Origin of the sequence: Duganella rivi (assembly GCF_009857435.1) — a bacterium.
Lineage (GTDB): Bacteria > Pseudomonadota > Gammaproteobacteria > Burkholderiales > Burkholderiaceae_D > Rugamonas > Rugamonas rivi.
In genome coordinates, this window is sequence record NZ_WWCK01000002.1 from 688,609 (window position 1) to 705,668 (window position 17,060).

At 63.6% G+C, this 17,060-nt stretch carries 10 protein-coding genes; 6 read left to right on the forward strand and 4 right to left on the reverse strand.

From position 1 onward, the window contains the following. The first annotated feature begins 48 nt into the window (after positions 1-48). Positions 49-1,563, forward strand: a complete 1,515-nt coding sequence (locus tag GTP45_RS07735) for a PAS domain-containing hybrid sensor histidine kinase/response regulator family protein (protein ID WP_229258369.1) — start codon at positions 49-51, stop codon at positions 1,561-1,563. Positions 1,564-1,566: 3 nt separating this feature from the next. Here the strand turns inward: GTP45_RS07735 and GTP45_RS07740 are convergent, their stop codons facing one another. From GTP45_RS07740 to GTP45_RS07750, 3 genes are all read right to left on the reverse strand, one after another. After that, entirely contained in the window at positions 1,567-2,454 is an 888-nt protein-coding gene (locus tag GTP45_RS07740) for a ZIP family metal transporter (protein WP_161013269.1), read from the reverse strand. A 3-nt stretch (positions 2,455-2,457) separates the two neighbouring features. Next, complete coding sequence (locus GTP45_RS07745) at positions 2,458-3,378, reverse strand: manganese catalase family protein (RefSeq protein WP_161013270.1); 921 nt, start codon at positions 3,376-3,378, stop codon at positions 2,458-2,460. A 124-nt stretch (positions 3,379-3,502) separates the two neighbouring features. Beyond that, the gene (locus GTP45_RS07750) at positions 3,503-7,330 is read right to left on the reverse strand and encodes an NAD(P)-binding protein (RefSeq protein ID WP_229258370.1); all 3,828 of its coding nucleotides are present in this window, start codon (positions 7,328-7,330) and stop codon (positions 3,503-3,505) included. 130 nt (positions 7,331-7,460) lie between these two features. On the opposite strand from GTP45_RS07750, the gene GTP45_RS07755 reads away from it, so the two are divergent. Together GTP45_RS07755 and GTP45_RS07760 are read left to right on the forward strand one after the other, a co-directional pair. Then, the gene (locus GTP45_RS07755) at positions 7,461-9,221 is read left to right on the forward strand and encodes a glycoside hydrolase family 2 protein (RefSeq protein ID WP_161013272.1); all 1,761 of its coding nucleotides are present in this window, start codon (positions 7,461-7,463) and stop codon (positions 9,219-9,221) included. A 227-nt stretch (positions 9,222-9,448) separates the two neighbouring features. Beyond that, positions 9,449-10,471: a polysaccharide deacetylase family protein gene (locus GTP45_RS07760; protein ID WP_161013469.1), complete on the forward strand. Its 1,023-nt coding sequence runs from the start codon at positions 9,449-9,451 to the stop codon at positions 10,469-10,471. Between the two features lie 78 nt (positions 10,472-10,549). On the opposite strand, the gene GTP45_RS07765 is transcribed toward GTP45_RS07760, so the two are convergent. Further along, a complete protein-coding gene (locus tag GTP45_RS07765; RefSeq protein ID WP_161013273.1) occupies positions 10,550-11,833 on the reverse strand; it encodes an MFS transporter in 1,284 nt (427 codons plus the stop codon). Positions 11,834-12,154: 321 nt separating this feature from the next. On the opposite strand from GTP45_RS07765, the gene GTP45_RS07770 reads away from it, so the two are divergent. Genes GTP45_RS07770 through GTP45_RS07780 form a run of 3 tightly spaced genes read left to right on the forward strand, consistent with a single transcriptional unit; the run spans position 12,155 to position 17,059 of the window. Continuing rightward, positions 12,155-12,655, forward strand: a complete 501-nt coding sequence (locus GTP45_RS07770) for a gluconokinase (RefSeq protein ID WP_229258371.1) — start codon at positions 12,155-12,157, stop codon at positions 12,653-12,655. Between the two features lie 33 nt (positions 12,656-12,688). After that, positions 12,689-15,688: a TonB-dependent receptor plug domain-containing protein gene (locus GTP45_RS07775; RefSeq protein WP_229258372.1), complete on the forward strand. Its 3,000-nt coding sequence runs from the start codon at positions 12,689-12,691 to the stop codon at positions 15,686-15,688. Between the two features lie 3 nt (positions 15,689-15,691). Further along, positions 15,692-17,059, forward strand: coding sequence for a gluconate:H+ symporter (locus tag GTP45_RS07780; RefSeq protein ID WP_161013274.1), 1,368 nt, complete (start codon positions 15,692-15,694; stop codon positions 17,057-17,059). Position 17,060: the final 1 nt, after the last annotated feature.

Here is a 17,060-nt window from a genome sequence, read left to right on the forward strand (position 1 = left end):
AAAATTCATGTCACCCAGTTCTTGAGGAAGACCATGCAGCAGAGTGCCTTGCCCAGCGTAGATGCTATCGAAGCCGAACGGTTCCGCCAATTCATCATGGGCGTGACCGACTACGCCATCTATATGCTGTCGCCCGAAGGCGTGGTCGTGACCTGGAACGCCGGCGCGCAGCGCTTCAAGGGCTACCACCCGGACGAAATCATCGGCCGCCACTTTTCCATGTTCTACACCGACGAGGATCGCGCGCGCGGCCGCCCGGTGCTGGCGCTGGAGCTGGCCCGCACCACCGGCAAATTCGAGGACGAGGGCTGGCGCGTGCGCAAGGACGGCAGCCGCTTCTGGGCCAGCGTGGTGATTGATCCTATCGTCGATCCGCAGGGCGAGCTGCTCGGTTTTGCCAAGATCACGCGCGACATCACCGAGCGCCACCAAGCGGCCGCAGAACTGGAGCGCGCACGCGAGGCCTTGTTCCAGTCGCAGAAAATGGAAGCCCTCGGCAAACTCACGGGCGGCATTGCGCATGACTTCAATAATCTCCTGAGCGTGATCATGAATGGCCTGGAGCTGCTGCGCATGTCCAAGGAGCCGGCCACCATCGCCCGCTCGGTGGACACCATGGCGCGCGCGGCCCAGCGCGGCGCCTCGCTGACGCAGCAGCTATTGGCCTTCGCCCGCCAGCAGCCGTTGAAACAGGAAGCGCACGATGTGGCGCGCGTGATCCGCTCGTTCGAGGTGGTGCTGCGGCGCGCGCTGCCGGACGAGATGCACCTGCACTTACAGATCGCACCCGACCTGCCGCAGGCGATGATCGACCCTACCCAGTTTGAATCGGCGCTGCTCAACCTGGTGGTCAACGCCCGCGATGCGATGAGCGAGACCGGCGAAGTGCTGGTCGATATTGACGCCGTGTCGCTGGCCAACCACCAGGTAGACCGTTTGCCGGCAGGCCGCTACGTGCGCATGATGGTGAAAGACAGCGGCGCCGGCATGACGGCCGAAACCATGACCCGCGCGATCGAACCGTTCTTCACCACCAAGGAAGTGGGCAAGGGCACGGGGCTGGGCCTGAGCCAGGTGTATGGCATGATGCAGCAGTGCCAAGGCGCGCTGGCGCTGGCGTCGCGTGTCGGCGAGGGCACCACGGTGTCGCTGTACTTCCCGGCGGTGGAGCATACCGACGCTGCGGACGAAGGCCACGTCGCCGGCAGCGCCGAAAAAGTGCTGCTGGTGGACGATCAGCCGGACGTGCTGGAGACGGCCATCAGCCTGTTCACCCACCTTGGCTACGAGGTGCTGTCGGCCGATAATGCCGTGCAGGCGCTGGAAACCTTGCGCCAGCATCCCGGCATTTCCATTCTGTTTAGCGACGTGGTCATGCCGGGCATGAGCGGCGTTGAATTGGGCAAGGTGGCGCGGCGCGAATTCCCCGACCTGAAAATCGTGCTGGCTTCCGGCTACGTGAAGGCCGCCCTGCGCGACCAAATGCCGGACATCGGCAATTTTGAAATGATCGCCAAGCCGTATCGCCTCAGCGATTTGATACGCGTGTTGAAAGCATTGTAGGGATTAGGCCAGCGCAGTATCGAGCACCATCATGACGATGAAGCCCACCACCAGCGAGCCGGCGGCAGTATTGCAATGGCCGTGGCGCTGGGCCTCGGGCACCACGTCGTGGCAGATCACGTATAGCATCGCGCCGGCGGCGCCGGCCAATCCCCACGGCAGCAGGGTAAGGCTAGCGTCGATCAACAGTGCCCCTGCCACCGCGCCCACCGGCTCGATCAGGCCGGAGACCGCACCCAGCAGCGCAGAGAACACGCGCCCATAGCCTACGCTACGCAAGGCCAGCGCGACCACCAGGCCTTCTGGAATGTCTTGAATGGCGATGCCGGTGGCCAGCGTGTGCGCCTTGGCGACGTCCACGCCGCCGTAGCCGACGCCGATCGCCACGCCCTCCGGCAGGTTGTGGATGGCGACGGCGGCCACGAACAGCCATGCGCGCTTCATTGCTGCGGGCGTGCGGCGCTGGCCGGCCGCCGGCAAGATCCGTTCCGAATGTACCAGGTGGCCAAGCAGCATGACCAAGGCCATGCCGATCAAAATGCCGCCCCCCACGGTCAGGCTGGCGCCGATCGCGCCGGCGCCGGCATTGCGGCTGGCGCTCAGCGCCGGGAGTACCAGCGAGAATGAGGTGGCGGCCAGCATGATGCCGCCGCCCAAGCCCAGCGCGGCGTCATAGCTGCGCTGGAAGAAATTTTGCGCGAACAGAATGGGCAGCGTGCCGGCAGCGGTTGCCGCCGCCGCCCACAAGCCGCCGATCAGCGCCATGTGCGCTAACGGCGGCAGATCGGCCAGCAGCAGTGCGCCATCGCGCAGCAGCAATAACAGCCCGAGAGCTGCAATCGCCGTACCGGTCAGTACGCGCCACGCCGGCAGGGAACGGACGCCTTGCATGTGTTATCGCACCGGCGTGGCGATATCGTCCTCGTCGTCCAGCAAGGAATCGTCCACTGCCTCGCCAAGTTCGGCGCCGGTGAGCGGATCAGCCTCTGGATCAGACATGGTACGCGCCGCCAACTGGTTGAGCAGTGCTTCCTCCGCAGTGTTCAGCATCACCGAGGCCGAACCGTCGCCGCCGTCCACCGCCAACTGTTCCTCGCGATTGCTGACGGTATCCCATTTCTCGCCATCGTTCCACGAGCCGCGCACTTCCGGGCCGCCTTGCGACATATCGAAATATACGCTGGTGAATTCCGGCCGCCCCTGCAGTTTCCCCGGTGGGAAATTGGGCTGGATGGCATACAGCGCTTTTTCAAACGACTTTTGGTGGGCGATTTCGCGCGTCATCAAGAAGCCCAGTGCTTCTTTGACACCGGGGTCGTCGGTGAGATTGATCAGGCGCTCATAGACGATCTTGGCGCGCGCTTCGGCGGCAATGTTGGAACGCAGGTCGGCGGTGGGCTCGCCGATGGTGTCGACATAGGCCGCAGTCCAGGGTACGCCAGCCGAATTGGTCAGCGGTACGCCGCCGCCGTACAGCACTTGGGTCAGGTGGCTGTCGTTGCCGGCGCCGGTGATGGCGCGATACAGTTCGCCTTCTTCATCCACGCCTTCGGCCAGCCGGCCCTTGGCGCCCTTGTTCAGCATGACGACGATGTTGCCGATGACTTCAAGGTGGCTAAGCTCCTCGGTGGCGATATCGAACAGCAGGTCTTTGCGGCCGGGATCATCTTCGGCCAGCGCTTGCGTGAAGTAGCGGCAGGCCGCCGCCAGCTCGCCTTGCGGGCCGCCGAATTGTTCCAGCATGAGGTTGGCGAGGCCGGGGTTGGTTTCGCTGACGCGCACCGTGTATTGCAGCCGTTTGTTATGAGCGAACATGTTGTATCTCCTTGGTTAGGGTGTCATTCATCGTAGTTGGGGCGGCTCGTGCTGGATATCGGCGCGAGTGCCCCTTGGATGTAAGACGGCGCTTGCAGACGGCTACTGGTATGTAGTGCTGAGCTTAACCAGCTTTTACAGCCCGGGCGTCGCGCACGCGCTCGGCCGCTTTTTTACCGGCGAGGAAAGCGTGGTCGGAGTTGTAGTACTCCCATTCGCTGTAGCGGCCGGCCAGCTCAATGTCATGCTGTTCCATCCACGCCCGCACGGTGGCAACGTTGTGTGCGCGCGCGTGATCGTAGACCACGTAGGCATACGGCATGTCGACCTGGTTGCTGGTCACGACCTGATCGTCGGCGCGGATGAAGCCGACCTTGATGCAATCGGCAATGCAGCGCGCAATCAGCTCGTCGCCATCGACCGGCAGCGGCTTCCACGGCGAGTAGGAAATCTCGCAGGTGAAGCCGAAGCCGCCCGGCGCATTGCATTCCTGGCTGGCGTTGCCCTGCACGAAAATGCGGTGGAAGATGCTGTCCTCGGGGTAGTAGATCCAATGCTTGTCGGTGATGTTGGCGCGGTTGATGCCGATGTTGACGCAGCGGATAGACACATGGCGCAAGCCCTGCGCCGCCGCCTGCACCGGCGCCGGCACGTTGGCGCCGCACAGCTGCACCAGCTGCGGCAGCGGCATGGTGCTGATCAGTTTTCCGTAGGCGCGGCGGCGGCCGTCGGCCAGCACCACCGTGTGCTCTTGCGGCAGCACTTGCACCACCTCGGCATTGAGTTCCACCTTGCCGCGCAGGTGCGGCAGGAAGCCGTTCATCAGCGCCTGGAAGCCGCCCTTGAGCGGATAGCCAAAGCGGGCGTTCGGCCCCATAGGCTTGGCCACCGGTTCCAGTGCGCCTTCAATGATCTGGCCCAGGTCGGGCAGGGGCACGCGGCCGCCCAGCCACGAGGTTTCCATTTCCTTCAGTGGCACCGTCCAGATTTTTTTGTTGTAGGGGATGGCAAAATGCTTGGCGATGCCGGCGCCCCACACGCGGTAGATGAAGTTCTCGAAGTTCTCGGCCTGCGCCACAGTCGAACCGGCATCGCTGTTGGCAATATCGGCGGTGCCGTCGGCGCAGCAGTCTTCCACCTTGCTGTCATCGCAGCGCGGCGCGCCGCCGGCCAGGCCGTAGCGCGACTCGATCGCGCCGACGATGCACTCCTTGATCACCGGCGGCGGCAAGCCGTAGAGCGCGCCCTGGAACGGATAGCGCGTGTAGACCTGCTTGCTGTACACCCACGCTTCGCGCATCTGCCAATGCTGATTGTCGCCCAGCAGGATGTCGTACAGCTTGAGTACATACGGATCGTTGGAGAACATGATGTGGCCGGCGTAGTCGAAGGTAAAGCCCTTGTCCTTGATCGAGCGGCACCAGCCGCCGACGCTGGCGTTACGCTCCAGCAGCACGCTGTCCGCGCCCAGGTGGTAGGCGGCCGACAAGCCGGTCGGGCCGCCGCCGATAATCACGCAGCCGACCGCGTTGGGCGGGCGCTTGGGGCTGATGTTGCTGCCGGGCGGAACCGCCGCTGGTGTTGCCGCCACCGCAGCCGTGACCTTGGCGGTCGCCGCTGCCGGCTGGCCGGCAACCGCAGCGCTGCTTGGGGGCGGCTGTTGCAGCAGGGCGTGCATCTGCGCGGCCGTGCTCTCCCACGATGTTTGCTCGACCACGGCCCGCATGCGCTGCGCCAGCGCGGCGCGCTGGGCCTCGTCCAGTGCCAGCGCCGCTTCGCAGGCGGCAATGAACTCCGCGTGGTCGTGGCCGATGGCGACAATGTCGCCGTAAGGCCGTTCAACGTCGGTGATGGCGGTGCTGACCGACGGCAGCTCGGCCGCCATGTATTCAAGCACCTTGGTGGGGCTGATGTAGCGGGTCGCATCGTTAAGTGCAAACGGCAGCAGGCACACGTCCCAGCCGGCCAGGAACTGCGGCAGTACGTTGTAAGACTGCTGGCCCAGATAATGGATGTTCTGGCGCTGCGGCAGCGTGGCGGGATCAATCTTCACCACAGGCCCGACCAGCACCAGCTGCCATTCTGGATGCGCGTCGGCCAGCGCGGCCAGCAGGCCGGCGTCGAAGCGCTCGTCGATCACGCCGTAGTAGCCGAGGCGCGGATGGGGGATATCGTTGTGCAGCGGGTGGCCGTTGCTGCGGTCGAGCGCCTGGTGAAAGTGCACCGCGTCGACGCTGCTGGCAAAGCAGTAAGCGTGCGCATGGCGGCTACGCTTGGCCTCGTACAAGCTCGGGCCGCCGGTGAATACCAAGTCCGCGCGCTTGAGCAGGGCGGTTTCGCGCTGCAGCAGCTGCTTGGGCGGATTCTTGAATGCCGACAGCTCATCCATGCAATCGTAGACCACCAGCCCGGCGTTGGGCGGCAGCAGCGGCAGCGCCATCGGCGTGTAGAACCACACCAGCGGCTGCTCATTAAAGCCCGGCAGTTCGGCCAGCAGCGGTTGCAGCTGGGGGATCTGGTCGTCGTGGAAACCGGCCGCGGCCACTGGCGTATGCGGCTGGCACACGGTGACATTCGGCGCCGGCGTGGAAGTCTGCATGTAGGCCGGGCCGTCATGGTAAATCGGTTCCTCGACAAACAGGATGTGGTAATGCTGAGCCAGTCGTGACAGCAATTGCTGCGGGCGCTGGTAGACGAAGTCCCACCGTAGGTGACAAAATACGATCATGGTTTGCATGGTGCTCTCCCTTTGCCCATGTGGGCTGTTAGTGGTTGGTGGGTGTAATAAGGTGGCTGGGTAACACAGGTGATTGGTCAGGCGGATCGCCTGGTGCAGCGCGGTGGCGTAAGCTGGCACCGGCAGCCGCGCCAGCGGCGGCGTGCTGTGCAGGTCGACATCCCACAGCCCGCTTTTGTGCCAGTGCTCGGCGTTGTCCCAGTCGGGCCGGTCGATGGTCGGGTACAGGCAGATGCCGCGCAGGTCGACGCCATGCTGCACCGCCAGCGCCGCCTGCTCGGCCATCTGGCGTATCCACACGCCGCGGCCGCTGCCGACGTGGCTGGTCTCAGCCAGCAACAGCGGGCGCTGGTAGCGCTGCTGCAGTTCGATCAGCATGTGGTGCAGCGGCTGGCGGCGCGGATCGTCAAGATGCCACCACAGCCGCAGGTTGGTGCCGCTCTCCCACTGGTTGCTGTGGTAGACGTTGCCGCCGACGATGTCGAGGTAGCGCTCGGCGCCGCCCAGTTCCGGCTCGCGGCGGCCGCACAGCATGTCCCAGGCGTCGAATTGCGAGGAGCGCCAGCCGGCCGCCTGCGCGCGCCAGTCCGGGTGGTCGGCGGCGGCGATGACGTGAATCAGCGGATCGCACTGCAGGAAGCGCGCGCCCGGCGTGATGGCGCGGATGGCGTCGCAGGCGGCAATGGTGGCCCGCACCAGCTGGCGCTTGCCTTCCTCGTCCGCCTGCGGATGCTCCATGCTCTTGCAGCGGAACATATGCACCGACAAGCCCCAGCTCTGGAACGAAATTTCGTTGATCGGCGAGTAGACCGGCTCCGGGCCGACATACGGCGCGAGAAAAGTTGCCAGCTGCGCGCAGTAGCGCACGAAACGGGGCACAAAGTCGGGGCCATAGATGTCAACATCGTCGGGCCAGCCGTAGTGGCAGAACGTCCAGCAGATTTGCAGCCCCAGTTCCTGCGCTGCTTGCAGGCGGCTGGTGAGCGAGCTGAAATCGAAGCGGCCATCGCGTTCGCACAGGCGCCAGCCGGCTGACTCACGCACCGTGCGGATGCCGAATTCATGGAGCAGCGTATAGTCGGCGCGGGCTTGCTGCAGGTGGCCGGTGGCGTCATTCATGTCGAGCGGGCGGCCGGCATGGTTGACGTGATCGGCGCCTTCATACCCAGCTTGCCAATAGCTGGCGAACGGCGCGGGCGCGGCGGTGGGAGGCATGGCGATCCTTAAGAGTGGTGAACCCATCCTAGCAAGCGCGCCACAGTTTTCTGCGCGGAATTGGATGATGCAGCGCGTTCGAGCGCAGCTTGCTAGGATGTGCTGATTAGCGATCCTGTCGAGGTTCAAGATGAGTCAGTTCGAATATCCGCGTCCGCAGCTGCAGCGCGACGCGTGGCAGTGTCTCAACGGTAGCTGGGACTTCACCTTTGATGATGAGCGCCGTTATCGCCATCCCGGTGATGACATCGTTTGGGACAGGCGCATCGCAGTACCGTACGCGCCGGAGTCGCGGGCCAGCGGCATAGGCGATCAAGGCTTTCATACCGTCTGCTGGTATCGCTGCATTTTCACGCTGGAGACGCGCGGCGCGCGCACCATGCTGCATTTCGGCGCGGTTGATTACCGCGCGCAGGTGTGGGTGAACGGCGTGCTGGTGGCCGAGCACGAGGGCGGCCACACGCCATTCCATGCCGACGTCACCGACGCCTTGCTGGCAGGCGAGGAGCAAACACTGGTGCTGCGCGCCGAGGATGATCCGAGCGACCTGGCCAAGCCGCGCGGCAAGCAGGACTGGCAGCTGGAGCCGCATTCGATCTGGTATCCACGCACCACCGGCATCTGGCAGACGGTGTGGCTGGAGCCGCTGCCGTCCACCTACATCGCATCGCTGCGCTGGACGCCGATGTTCGACAACTTCGAGATCGGCTGCGAGGTGCTGGCGGCCGGCGCGGTGCAGGCGCGCATGCTGGTGGAAGTGCGGCTGCTGCACAACGGTGTACTGCTGGCGGCGGATCGCTACTTGCTGGTGGGGCAGGAAGCCAATCGCAAGATCGTGCTGTCCGATCCCGGCATCGACGATTCGCGCAATGATTTGCTATGGAGCCCGGAGCGTCCAACCTTGCTCGACGCGGAGCTGCGGCTGTACTGCGACGACCAGCTGGTCGACAGCGTGCGCTCGTACACAGCCTTGCGCTCGGTCGCGATCAACCGCGACCGCTTCATGCTGAATGGCCGGCCGTATCCATTGCGGCTGGTGCTGGATCAGGGCTACTGGCCGGATACCTTGATGAGCGCGCCGTCCGATGACGCCTTGCGGCGCGACGTGGAATTGGCTAAAGAGATGGGCTTTAACGGCGTGCGCAAGCACCAGAAGGTGGAAGACCCGCGCTACCTGTATTGGGCCGACAAACTGGGCTTGCTGGTATGGGGCGAAATGCCGTCGGCGTATGCGTTTAGTGCACGTTCGATGACGCGGCTGGTCAAGGAGTGGACTGAGGTGATCGAGCGCGATTACAGCCACCCGTGCGTCATCGTCTGGGTGCCGTTTAACGAATCGTGGGGCGTGCCGAATCTGACCTCGACGCAAGCGCATCGCAATGCGGTGGAGGCGCTGTACCACTTGACGCGCATGCTCGACGCCACGCGGCCGGTGATCGGCAACGATGGCTGGGAGGCCTCGGCAACTGATATCCTAGGCATCCATGACTACGACGGAGACCCTGAAAAACTACAGGCGCGCTACGCGGTCACTGACCAGGTGCGTACCTTGTTTGATCAGCGCCGTCCGGGGGGGCGCATCCTGACGCTGGATGGTTTCCCGCACCGCGGCCAGCCGATTGTGCTGACCGAGTTTGGCGGCATCGCCTACGACCCCAATGCGCCAGAAGGGCATACCTGGGGCTATTCGCGGGCGGGCGATGCGGCCAGTTATCTGGATCGCTATCGCGCGCTGCTCAAGGTGGTCAACGAGACCATCATGTTCAGCGGCTTTTGCTACACCCAGTTCGCCGACACCTTCCAGGAGACCAACGGCCTGCTGAATGCAGACCGCTCGCCCAAGGTGCCGCTGGAGCAGATCAGCGCAGCTACCCGCAACGTGCCGCGCTAGCCTGCTTCGCGATGGTCGCGGACGGCGGTGCTGCAACTACCCGCATTTTCAAGCGAGGATTGAAGGTGCTTCAATTGCTGCCCCAATTATCGCGCGTCATGCCTGCTGCCATACTGCTCGCCAGTGAAGCAGCGAGGGCAGAAGTCACCCGAAAGGGTGTCGTCGAACCTGGTCTGCTGATGAACAATACAGGCATAGACTACGTGGCGAACCAGGAGAAGGCGAAAATGATCACCGAGCAGAATATGATTCAAACCGCAGGCGAGCCGGAAAACGCGGCACGCCGCGGCTTCCTCAACCAAGCCGGCAATGGCGCCAAGCTGGCGGCGGCCGGCCTGCTGCTCCAGGCGGCGACGCAGAATGAGGCCATCGCCGAGCCAGCGGCCGCGCAGCAGGGCGCTTTCTGGCCGAATGGTGCGCGCTTGGTGATCTCCATCTCGATGCAGTTTGAGGCCGGCGGCCAGCCGCTGATCGGCGCCGATAGCCCGTTCCCCAAGGTGGACTTCCCGTCGCATATCAAGGCTGATCCGGTCTCGAATTCGTGGTTCGCTTACGGCTACCGTGAAGGCGTGCCGCGCATGCTGGATCTGTGGGATAAGCATGGCGTGAAAGTGACCTCGCACATGATTGGCGATGCGGTGCGCAAGAACCCAGCGCTGGCGCGCGAGATCGTAAAGCGCGGCCACGAGGCGGCGGGTCACGGCCCGCGTTGGAGTTCGCAATACGCCATGAACCGCGCCGATGAAAAGAAATTCCTGATCGATGCGCGCGAGATGGTGAAGTCGGTGACGGGCGAGGCGCCGCTGGGCTACAACTGCAACTGGCTGCGCCGTGGGCCGAACACGCTGTCCTTGTTGCAGGAGCTGGGCTTCCTGTACCACATTGATGACTTGAGCCGCGACGAACCATTCATCGAACAGGTGAATGGCAAAGACTTCGTGGTGGTGCCCTACACCTTGCGCAACAACGACATCCTGTTGATCGAAGGCCGCAACTACTCGCCGCAGCAGTTCCTCGAACAGATCAAGGGCGAGTTCGACCAACTGTACGAAGAGGCGGGCACGCGCCGCCGCATGATGTCGATCAGCACCCACGACCGCATCAGCGGCACGCCGCAGATGGTGCGCGCGCTGGACGAATTCCTCACCTACGCCAAGAGCAAAGCCGGCGTCGCCTTCATGCGCAAAGACGACATCGCCCGCTATGCGCTAGCCAGCCCAATCACGGTGCGCGAAACCGAAACCATCTAAGCGCGGCGGGCATGGGCGGCAGGGAACAAACAGCGCGCGCCGTTTTGGAGAACGACGCTACGCTGTTTTACGAAGAAATCAGTAAGAAGCTTGCGGCGCAGGGCGGATGAAGAGGGCGGTGAGCATGCCGATGGCGCACACCGCGATCACGTAGTAGGCCGGGCCCAGCGGATCATTCTTCAGCATCAGCGTGACCACTACCGGCGTCAACCCGCCAAAGATGGCGTAAGACAGATTGTATGAGAACGACAGCCCCGAAAAGCGCACCTGCGCCGGGAAGGCTTGCACCAGCACGCACGGCACCGCGCCCACCACGCCGACGCAGAAGCCGGTCAGGCCATACAGCGGCAGCAGCAATTCAGGCTGCACGCGCAAAGTGGTGTAGAACACGTAGGTGCAAATCGCCAGCAGCAGCGATCCGACGAACAACACCGGCTTGGCGCCCAGCTTATCCGCCAGCACGCCGTACACGATGCAGCCCAGCGCCAGTCCCAGCGTCGCCACGGTGTTCGCCACCAGCGAGGTGCGCGGGTCGATGTGGTAGACCTTTTGCAGCAAGGCCGGCGTCATCAAGATCACCACGACGATCCCTGCCGACAGCATCCACGTCAGCAGCATGGACACGGTCACCGCGCCGCGATGGCTGCGCAGCACGGACTTGAGCGGCATCTCGGCGGCCAGCGCTTTGCGCTGCGCCATCTCGGCAAACACCGGCGTTTCGTGCAGCCAGCGGCGCAAGTACATCGCGCCCAGACCGAACACGCCGCCCAGCAGGAACGGCATGCGCCACGCACCGGCCAATACCTCGTCAGGTTTGTAGGCGGTGTTGAGCGCAGTCGCCACCAGCGACCCAAGCAGGATGCCGAAGGTGAGGCCCGCTGTCAGCACGCCGCAGGCATAGCCGGTGTAACGCGACGGCACATGCTCGGACACGAACACCCACGCCCCCGGCACCTCGCCGCCCACCGCTGCACCTTGAAACACGCGCATCAACAGCAGCAGCAAGGGCGCGGCGAGGCCGATGCTGGCGTAGGTCGGCAGCAGGCCGATGGCCAGCGTCGGCAGCGCCATCATCAGGATCGACAAGGTGAACATGCGCTTGCGGCCCAACAGGTCGCCGAAGTGCGCCATCACGATGCCGCCCAGCGGACGCACCACGTAGCCGGCCGCGAAGATGCCGAAGGTTTGCAAGGTGCGCAGCCAATCGGGCATCTCCGGCGGGAAGAACAGCTGGCCGATGGCGTTGGCAAAGAAGACGAAGATGATGAAATCGTAGAACTCCAGCGCGCCGCCCAACGCGGCCAGTGACAAGGTTTTGTAGTCTTGGCCCGTCAGCGGACGGGCAGTCTCGTTGTTGTGCATTGTGCTGTTTTTGTTGGTTGATCGAGGGTAGGGCAGACGTAGCATAGCATTCACACTGTGGCTTTTGTGCCGCACTTTATGCTGCGCCGCCGCAAACGGGCGCTGGCCTGCTCGCAACCCGCGATTTCTGGGGTGGCGCGTGACGCGTTGCAGCATGGATTTATCTTTACAAATTCCTACGGTAAGCTAAAGTCTACAAAAAATGATAACGCTAACTTGGCGCTAACGAGACTCTCCCCGTATTCGATTGATAGGCAAAGCAAGAGCGCGCCTATTTCTTCAGAATGAAAATGTTAGCGCTAACTAATCTTGGAGACATGGATGCAGACTATCCGTTGGGTGGTAATGGGCGTCAGCGGCTGCGGCAAGAGTACGGTCGGGCAGGCGCTGGCGGCTGCGAACGGCGTGCCCTTTATCGAGGGCGACCAGTATCACCCGCCCGCCAATGTCGCCAAGATGTCGGCCGGCGTGGCGCTGACCGACGAGGATCGCGCCGATTGGCTGCTGGCCTTGCAGGCGCAGATCCGCGCGGCCCGTTCGCGCGGCGAGGGCATTGTGATTTCCTGCTCATCGCTCAAGCGCCGCTACCGCAATCTGCTGCGCCAGGGCGATCCGCTGCTGCGCTTTGCGCACCTGAGCGGCCCCCAGCAAGTAATCGCGGCGCGCATGCAGTCGCGCGTCGGCCACTACATGCCCACCTCTCTACTCGACAGCCAGTTCCGCGATCTGGAACCACTACAGGACGATGAAGCCGGCATCACGCTGGACATTGCAACACCGCCCGACGATCTGGTAGCGCAGATCACGAGGGCGCAGCAGTAAGCAGCACAACACAAAAACTATATGGAGACTCACATGACTACACTCGCTACCCGCAACACCATCATGCGCCTGGCCGTGGCCAGCGCTTGCAGCTGGATCGCCGTATCGGCCGCACATGCACAGCAAGCCGCAGCCGCCGCCGACGCGCAAGCGCAATCGCAAGCCGACAGCACCCAAGCCGCACCGGCCGCCGCCACCGAACCGGAAGCCAAGGTTGACAACGTGGTGACCGTATCGGGCTCGCGCATCTCGGCGCGCGGCTTCACCCAGCCTACGCCGACCACCGTGCTGAGCTCCGAGGACTTGGCCAAGACCGCCAAGCCTAACCTGTTCAACGCGATTGCCGAACTGCCTGCACTGCAAGGCAGCACCGGCCGCACCACCAGCACCAACAGCACCTCGAGCGGCATCCAGGGCTTGTCGTCGCTGTCGCTGCGCGGCCTCGGCCCGATCCGCACCCTGACGCTGCTGGACGGCCAGCGCGTAGTCGGCGCCAACGTCACCGGCGTAACGGACGTCAGCCAATTCCCGCAGCTGCTGGTCAAGCGCGTGGACGTGGTGACCGGCGGCGCCTCGGCATCGTACGGTTCGGACGCCATCGGCGGTGTGGTCAACTTCGTCACCGATAAAAAATTCGAAGGCTTCAAATTCAATGTGGAAGGCGGCCAAACCACCTACCACGACGACAAGAACGGCACGCTGCAAGCGGCCTTTGGCAAGGCCTTCATGGACGACCGCCTGCACGTCACCGGCAGCGTGGAGTATGGCCGCGAGAAGGGCATCGAGTCGCCGGGCTTTGGCGAGGTTGGCCCGAACGGCCGTACGTGGTACAAGAACCCTGCATATCAAGTGCGTCCGCTGAGCGCGACCACCGACGGCAAGCCGCAGTACACCGTGATCGAACACGCGCAGCAGTACCAGTACGCCAAGTACGGCCTGATTACCAACGGGCCGCTGCAAGGCACGGCGTTCGGCTTGAATGGCGAACCGTATAAATTCAACTATGGCTCCAACGGCGTACCGACCGGCACCGGCGCGGTCACCGGCTGCGTCAATCCATTCTGTATCGGCGGCGATTTGAGCGGCAGCGTCGGCGCCGGCACCAACCTGGCGATGGACTTGACGCGCCAGGTGGGCTATACCCGCGTGGGCTTTGATATCAGCCCTGATCACGAAATCTACTTCACCGCCAACTTCGGCAAAGTGAAGTCGCACTTCTCGCCGAATCCCGGCGCGGCCAAGAACGCCAACCTGACCATCCAGTGCTCGAACCCCTACCTGCCGGCGTCCATCGCGGCGGCATGCGCGGCGAATAACATCACCAGCTTCCAGTACGGTACGGCCAACGCCATCTTCCCGGAGAATATCAACGTTTATCCGACCCGCGAGATGCGCCGCGCAGTGGTGGGTGCGAACGGCCGCTTCCCGCTGCTGGGCAAAGAGTGGAGCTATGACGCTTACGTAGAACGCGGCATCAACTTCACCGACATCATCGTCAAGGACATGACGCTGAATGCGCGCTACAACGCCGCTATCGATGCGGTGAGACTGGCCGACGGCAGCATCGCCTGCCGCAACGAGGCGGCGCGCGCTGCCGGCTGCGTCCCGCTCAACATCATCGGCAATGTGCCGGTCAGCGCCGCCGCATGGGGCTACGTCGCGCCGGAAAACGGCCCGCAGCAGCACACCCGCCAGCAGCAGGACGTCGGCAGCTTCAATATCAACGGCGAAGCGTTTGAATCGTGGGCCGGCCCAATCGCCGTGGCGACCGGCGCCGAGTGGCGCCGCGAGAGCTATCGCGTCAGCGGCGACCCATACGGCAACGGTGTGTGGCCTGATACCCCGAACACCGCGCAGTATCCGGCTGACCCGGTGCTGAACTCCACCGTCGGCAACAACTGGTACGCTGGTAACTACCACAACGCGTCCGGCACCTACAACGTGCGCGAGGCCTACCTTGAGCTCAACGTGCCGGTGCTGAAGTCCGCAACCTGGGGCGAGGCGAATATCAACCTGGCCGACCGCCACACCAAGTACAGCACCTCCGGCCACGTGGAAAGCTGGAAGCTGGGCGGTAGCTGGAAGACCGGCATCGACGGCCTGCGCCTGCGCGCCGTGACCTCGAAAGACGTGCGCGCGCCGAACTTGAGCGAACTGTATGCTGCGGCGGTGGTGGTGAATAACATCGTCCAGTACCAAGGCAACACCGTCACCATCCAGCAGCGCACCGTGGGTAACACCAAGCTGCGTCCTGAAATCGCGCGCAACAATATCTTCGGCGTGGTGCTGGATCGCCCGTCGTGGGCGCCCGGCTTCAGCGCTTCGGTCGACTACTTCGACATCAAGTTGAACGGCATGATCTCGTCGCTGACGGCGCAGCAGGAAGTCGACCTGTGCGTGGCCGGCAACCAGGAAATCTGCGGCGCGATGTCGCTGAATAATCCGGTCACCACCAATAACTACGTGACGGTACAAGCCTTCAACCTGGCTTCGCTGCATAGCAAGGGCTACGATCTGGAAGCGTCGTACCGCATGAACCTGAAGGACTGGAACCTGCCGGGCCGCTTCACGGTGCGTGGCCTGGTGACCCGCAATATCAGCTTCCTGACCGATGCCGGCGTGGTAGGCACCATTCCATCGGAAGGCGCGGGCAATAACCTCGGCAACACGCCGCGCTGGAAAGGCCTGATGTCTCAGTCGTGGGACACCGACAAGTACAGCCTGACGCTGACCCAGCGCTGGATCAGCAGCGGCAAGTACAGCAACGAGTTCATCGAGTGCCAGACCAACTGCCCGGTATCGACCGTGATCCACCCGACCATCTACAACAACCACATGAAGGGCGCCTTCTACTGGGACTTGGGCGGCACCTGGAAAGTCGCGGATAAAACCACGGCCTTCTTCAAGATCGACAATATCGGCAACGTCGATCCAGTGGCCGCACCGCAGACCAACCTGAGCTACGGTATCAACCCGGCGCTGTACGATGTGATCGGCCGCGTGTATCGCGTTGGTGTGCGCTACAACTTCTAAACCATGACTATCACCAGTCCGTTGGCGGCGCTCCTTGGAGTGACGCCGGCTGCGTGGGCGCTGATCGCCGTGGCATTGGCGGTCGGTTCGCTCACGCTGCTGATTGCATGGGCCAAGGTGCAACCGCTGCTGGCATTTGTGGCGGCGGCGCTGATTGCGGCCCTGCTGTTGGGGATGCCGATGGAGAGCATCCCCAAATCCATCGACAAAGGCATAGGCGATCTGCTTGGATCGCTGATCGTGATCGTCTGCCTTGGCGCGGTGTTCGGCAAGCTGATTGCCGATAGCGGGGCGGCGCAGCGCATTGCCGCTTACCTGATCGGCGTGTTCGGCTCCGCGCGCATGCCGGTGGCCTTGACGCTGACCGGCTTCGTGGCCGGCATTCCCCTGTACTACAACGTCGGCTTTGTGTTGCTGGTGCCGCTGGTGTTCTCGCTGGTCTATCAAAGCGGCCGGCCTGCGGTGGCGATGGCGATCCCGCTGCTGTGCGGGCTGTCGATAGCGCACGGCTTCCTGCCGCCGCATCCATCGCCCACGGCGCTGGTGGCGCAGTTCCATGCCGATATGGGCCGCACGCTGTTCTACGGGATGATGGTGGCCGTGCCGACCTTGATTATCGCCGGGCCGCTGTTCGCCATGACGCTCAAGCGCATCAAGGCCGAACCTGCGCCGATGTTCCGTACCGGCTTGCGCGACGAGGCGGAGCTTCCCGGTGTGTTCAACAGCTTTGCGACGGCGCTGCTGCCGGTGTGGCTACTGGCTGCCGCCACTGCTGCCGGCGCCATGCCGATTGAAGATCCGGCGTTGAAATCGCTGGTGGCCTTCCTCGCCAATCCCATGATCGTGATGCTGATTGCCTTGCTGGTGGCGGTGTGCACGCTGGGCTTGGCGCGCGGGCAGAAGCTGCCGGTGCTGATGTCTGGCGCGCAGGACGCCCTGCGCGATATCGCGCCTATCCTGCTGGTGATTGCCGGCGCGGGCGCGTTGAAGCAGGTGCTGGTCGATTCCGGCGTCAGCGCGCAACTGGGATCGCAGCTTGGTGCGCTGCCGGTGCCGCCGCTGGTGCTTGGCTGGCTGGTGGCGACGCTGATCCGCATCTGTCTCGGCTCCGCCACGGTGGCGGGGCTGACGGCGGCCGGCATTGTCGCGCCGGTGGTGCAGGCCTCCGGCATCGATCCGGCCTTGATGGTGCTGGCGATAGGCGCCGGCAGTTTGATGTGCAGCCACGTGAACGACTCCGGCTTCTGGATGTTCAAGGAGTACTTCGGGCTGTCGCTGAAGGATACCTTCCGTTCGTGGACGTTGATGGAAACGCTGGTCGGCGTGTTCGGGCTTATCTTCGTATTGATTCTTTCTGCCTTTTTGGGGTAAC

Coding starts and splice junctions, on each gene's coding strand:
- GTP45_RS07740 (WP_161013269.1), bottom strand. CDS start 2,454: ATGCAAGGCGTCCGTTCCCTGCCGGCGTGGCGCGTACTGACCGGTACG.
- GTP45_RS07745 (WP_161013270.1), bottom strand. CDS start 3,378: ATGTTCGCTCATAACAAACGGCTGCAATACACGGTGCGCGTCAGCGAA.
- GTP45_RS07750 (WP_229258370.1), bottom strand. CDS start 7,330: ATGCCTCCCACCGCCGCGCCCGCGCCGTTCGCCAGCTATTGGCAAGCT.
- GTP45_RS07755 (WP_161013272.1), top strand. CDS start 7,461: ATGAGTCAGTTCGAATATCCGCGTCCGCAGCTGCAGCGCGACGCGTGG.
- GTP45_RS07760 (WP_161013469.1), top strand. CDS start 9,449: ATGATCACCGAGCAGAATATGATTCAAACCGCAGGCGAGCCGGAAAAC.
- GTP45_RS07765 (WP_161013273.1), bottom strand. CDS start 11,833: ATGCACAACAACGAGACTGCCCGTCCGCTGACGGGCCAAGACTACAAA.
- GTP45_RS07770 (WP_229258371.1), top strand. CDS start 12,155: ATGCAGACTATCCGTTGGGTGGTAATGGGCGTCAGCGGCTGCGGCAAG.
- GTP45_RS07775 (WP_229258372.1), top strand. CDS start 12,689: ATGACTACACTCGCTACCCGCAACACCATCATGCGCCTGGCCGTGGCC.
- GTP45_RS07780 (WP_161013274.1), top strand. CDS start 15,692: ATGACTATCACCAGTCCGTTGGCGGCGCTCCTTGGAGTGACGCCGGCT.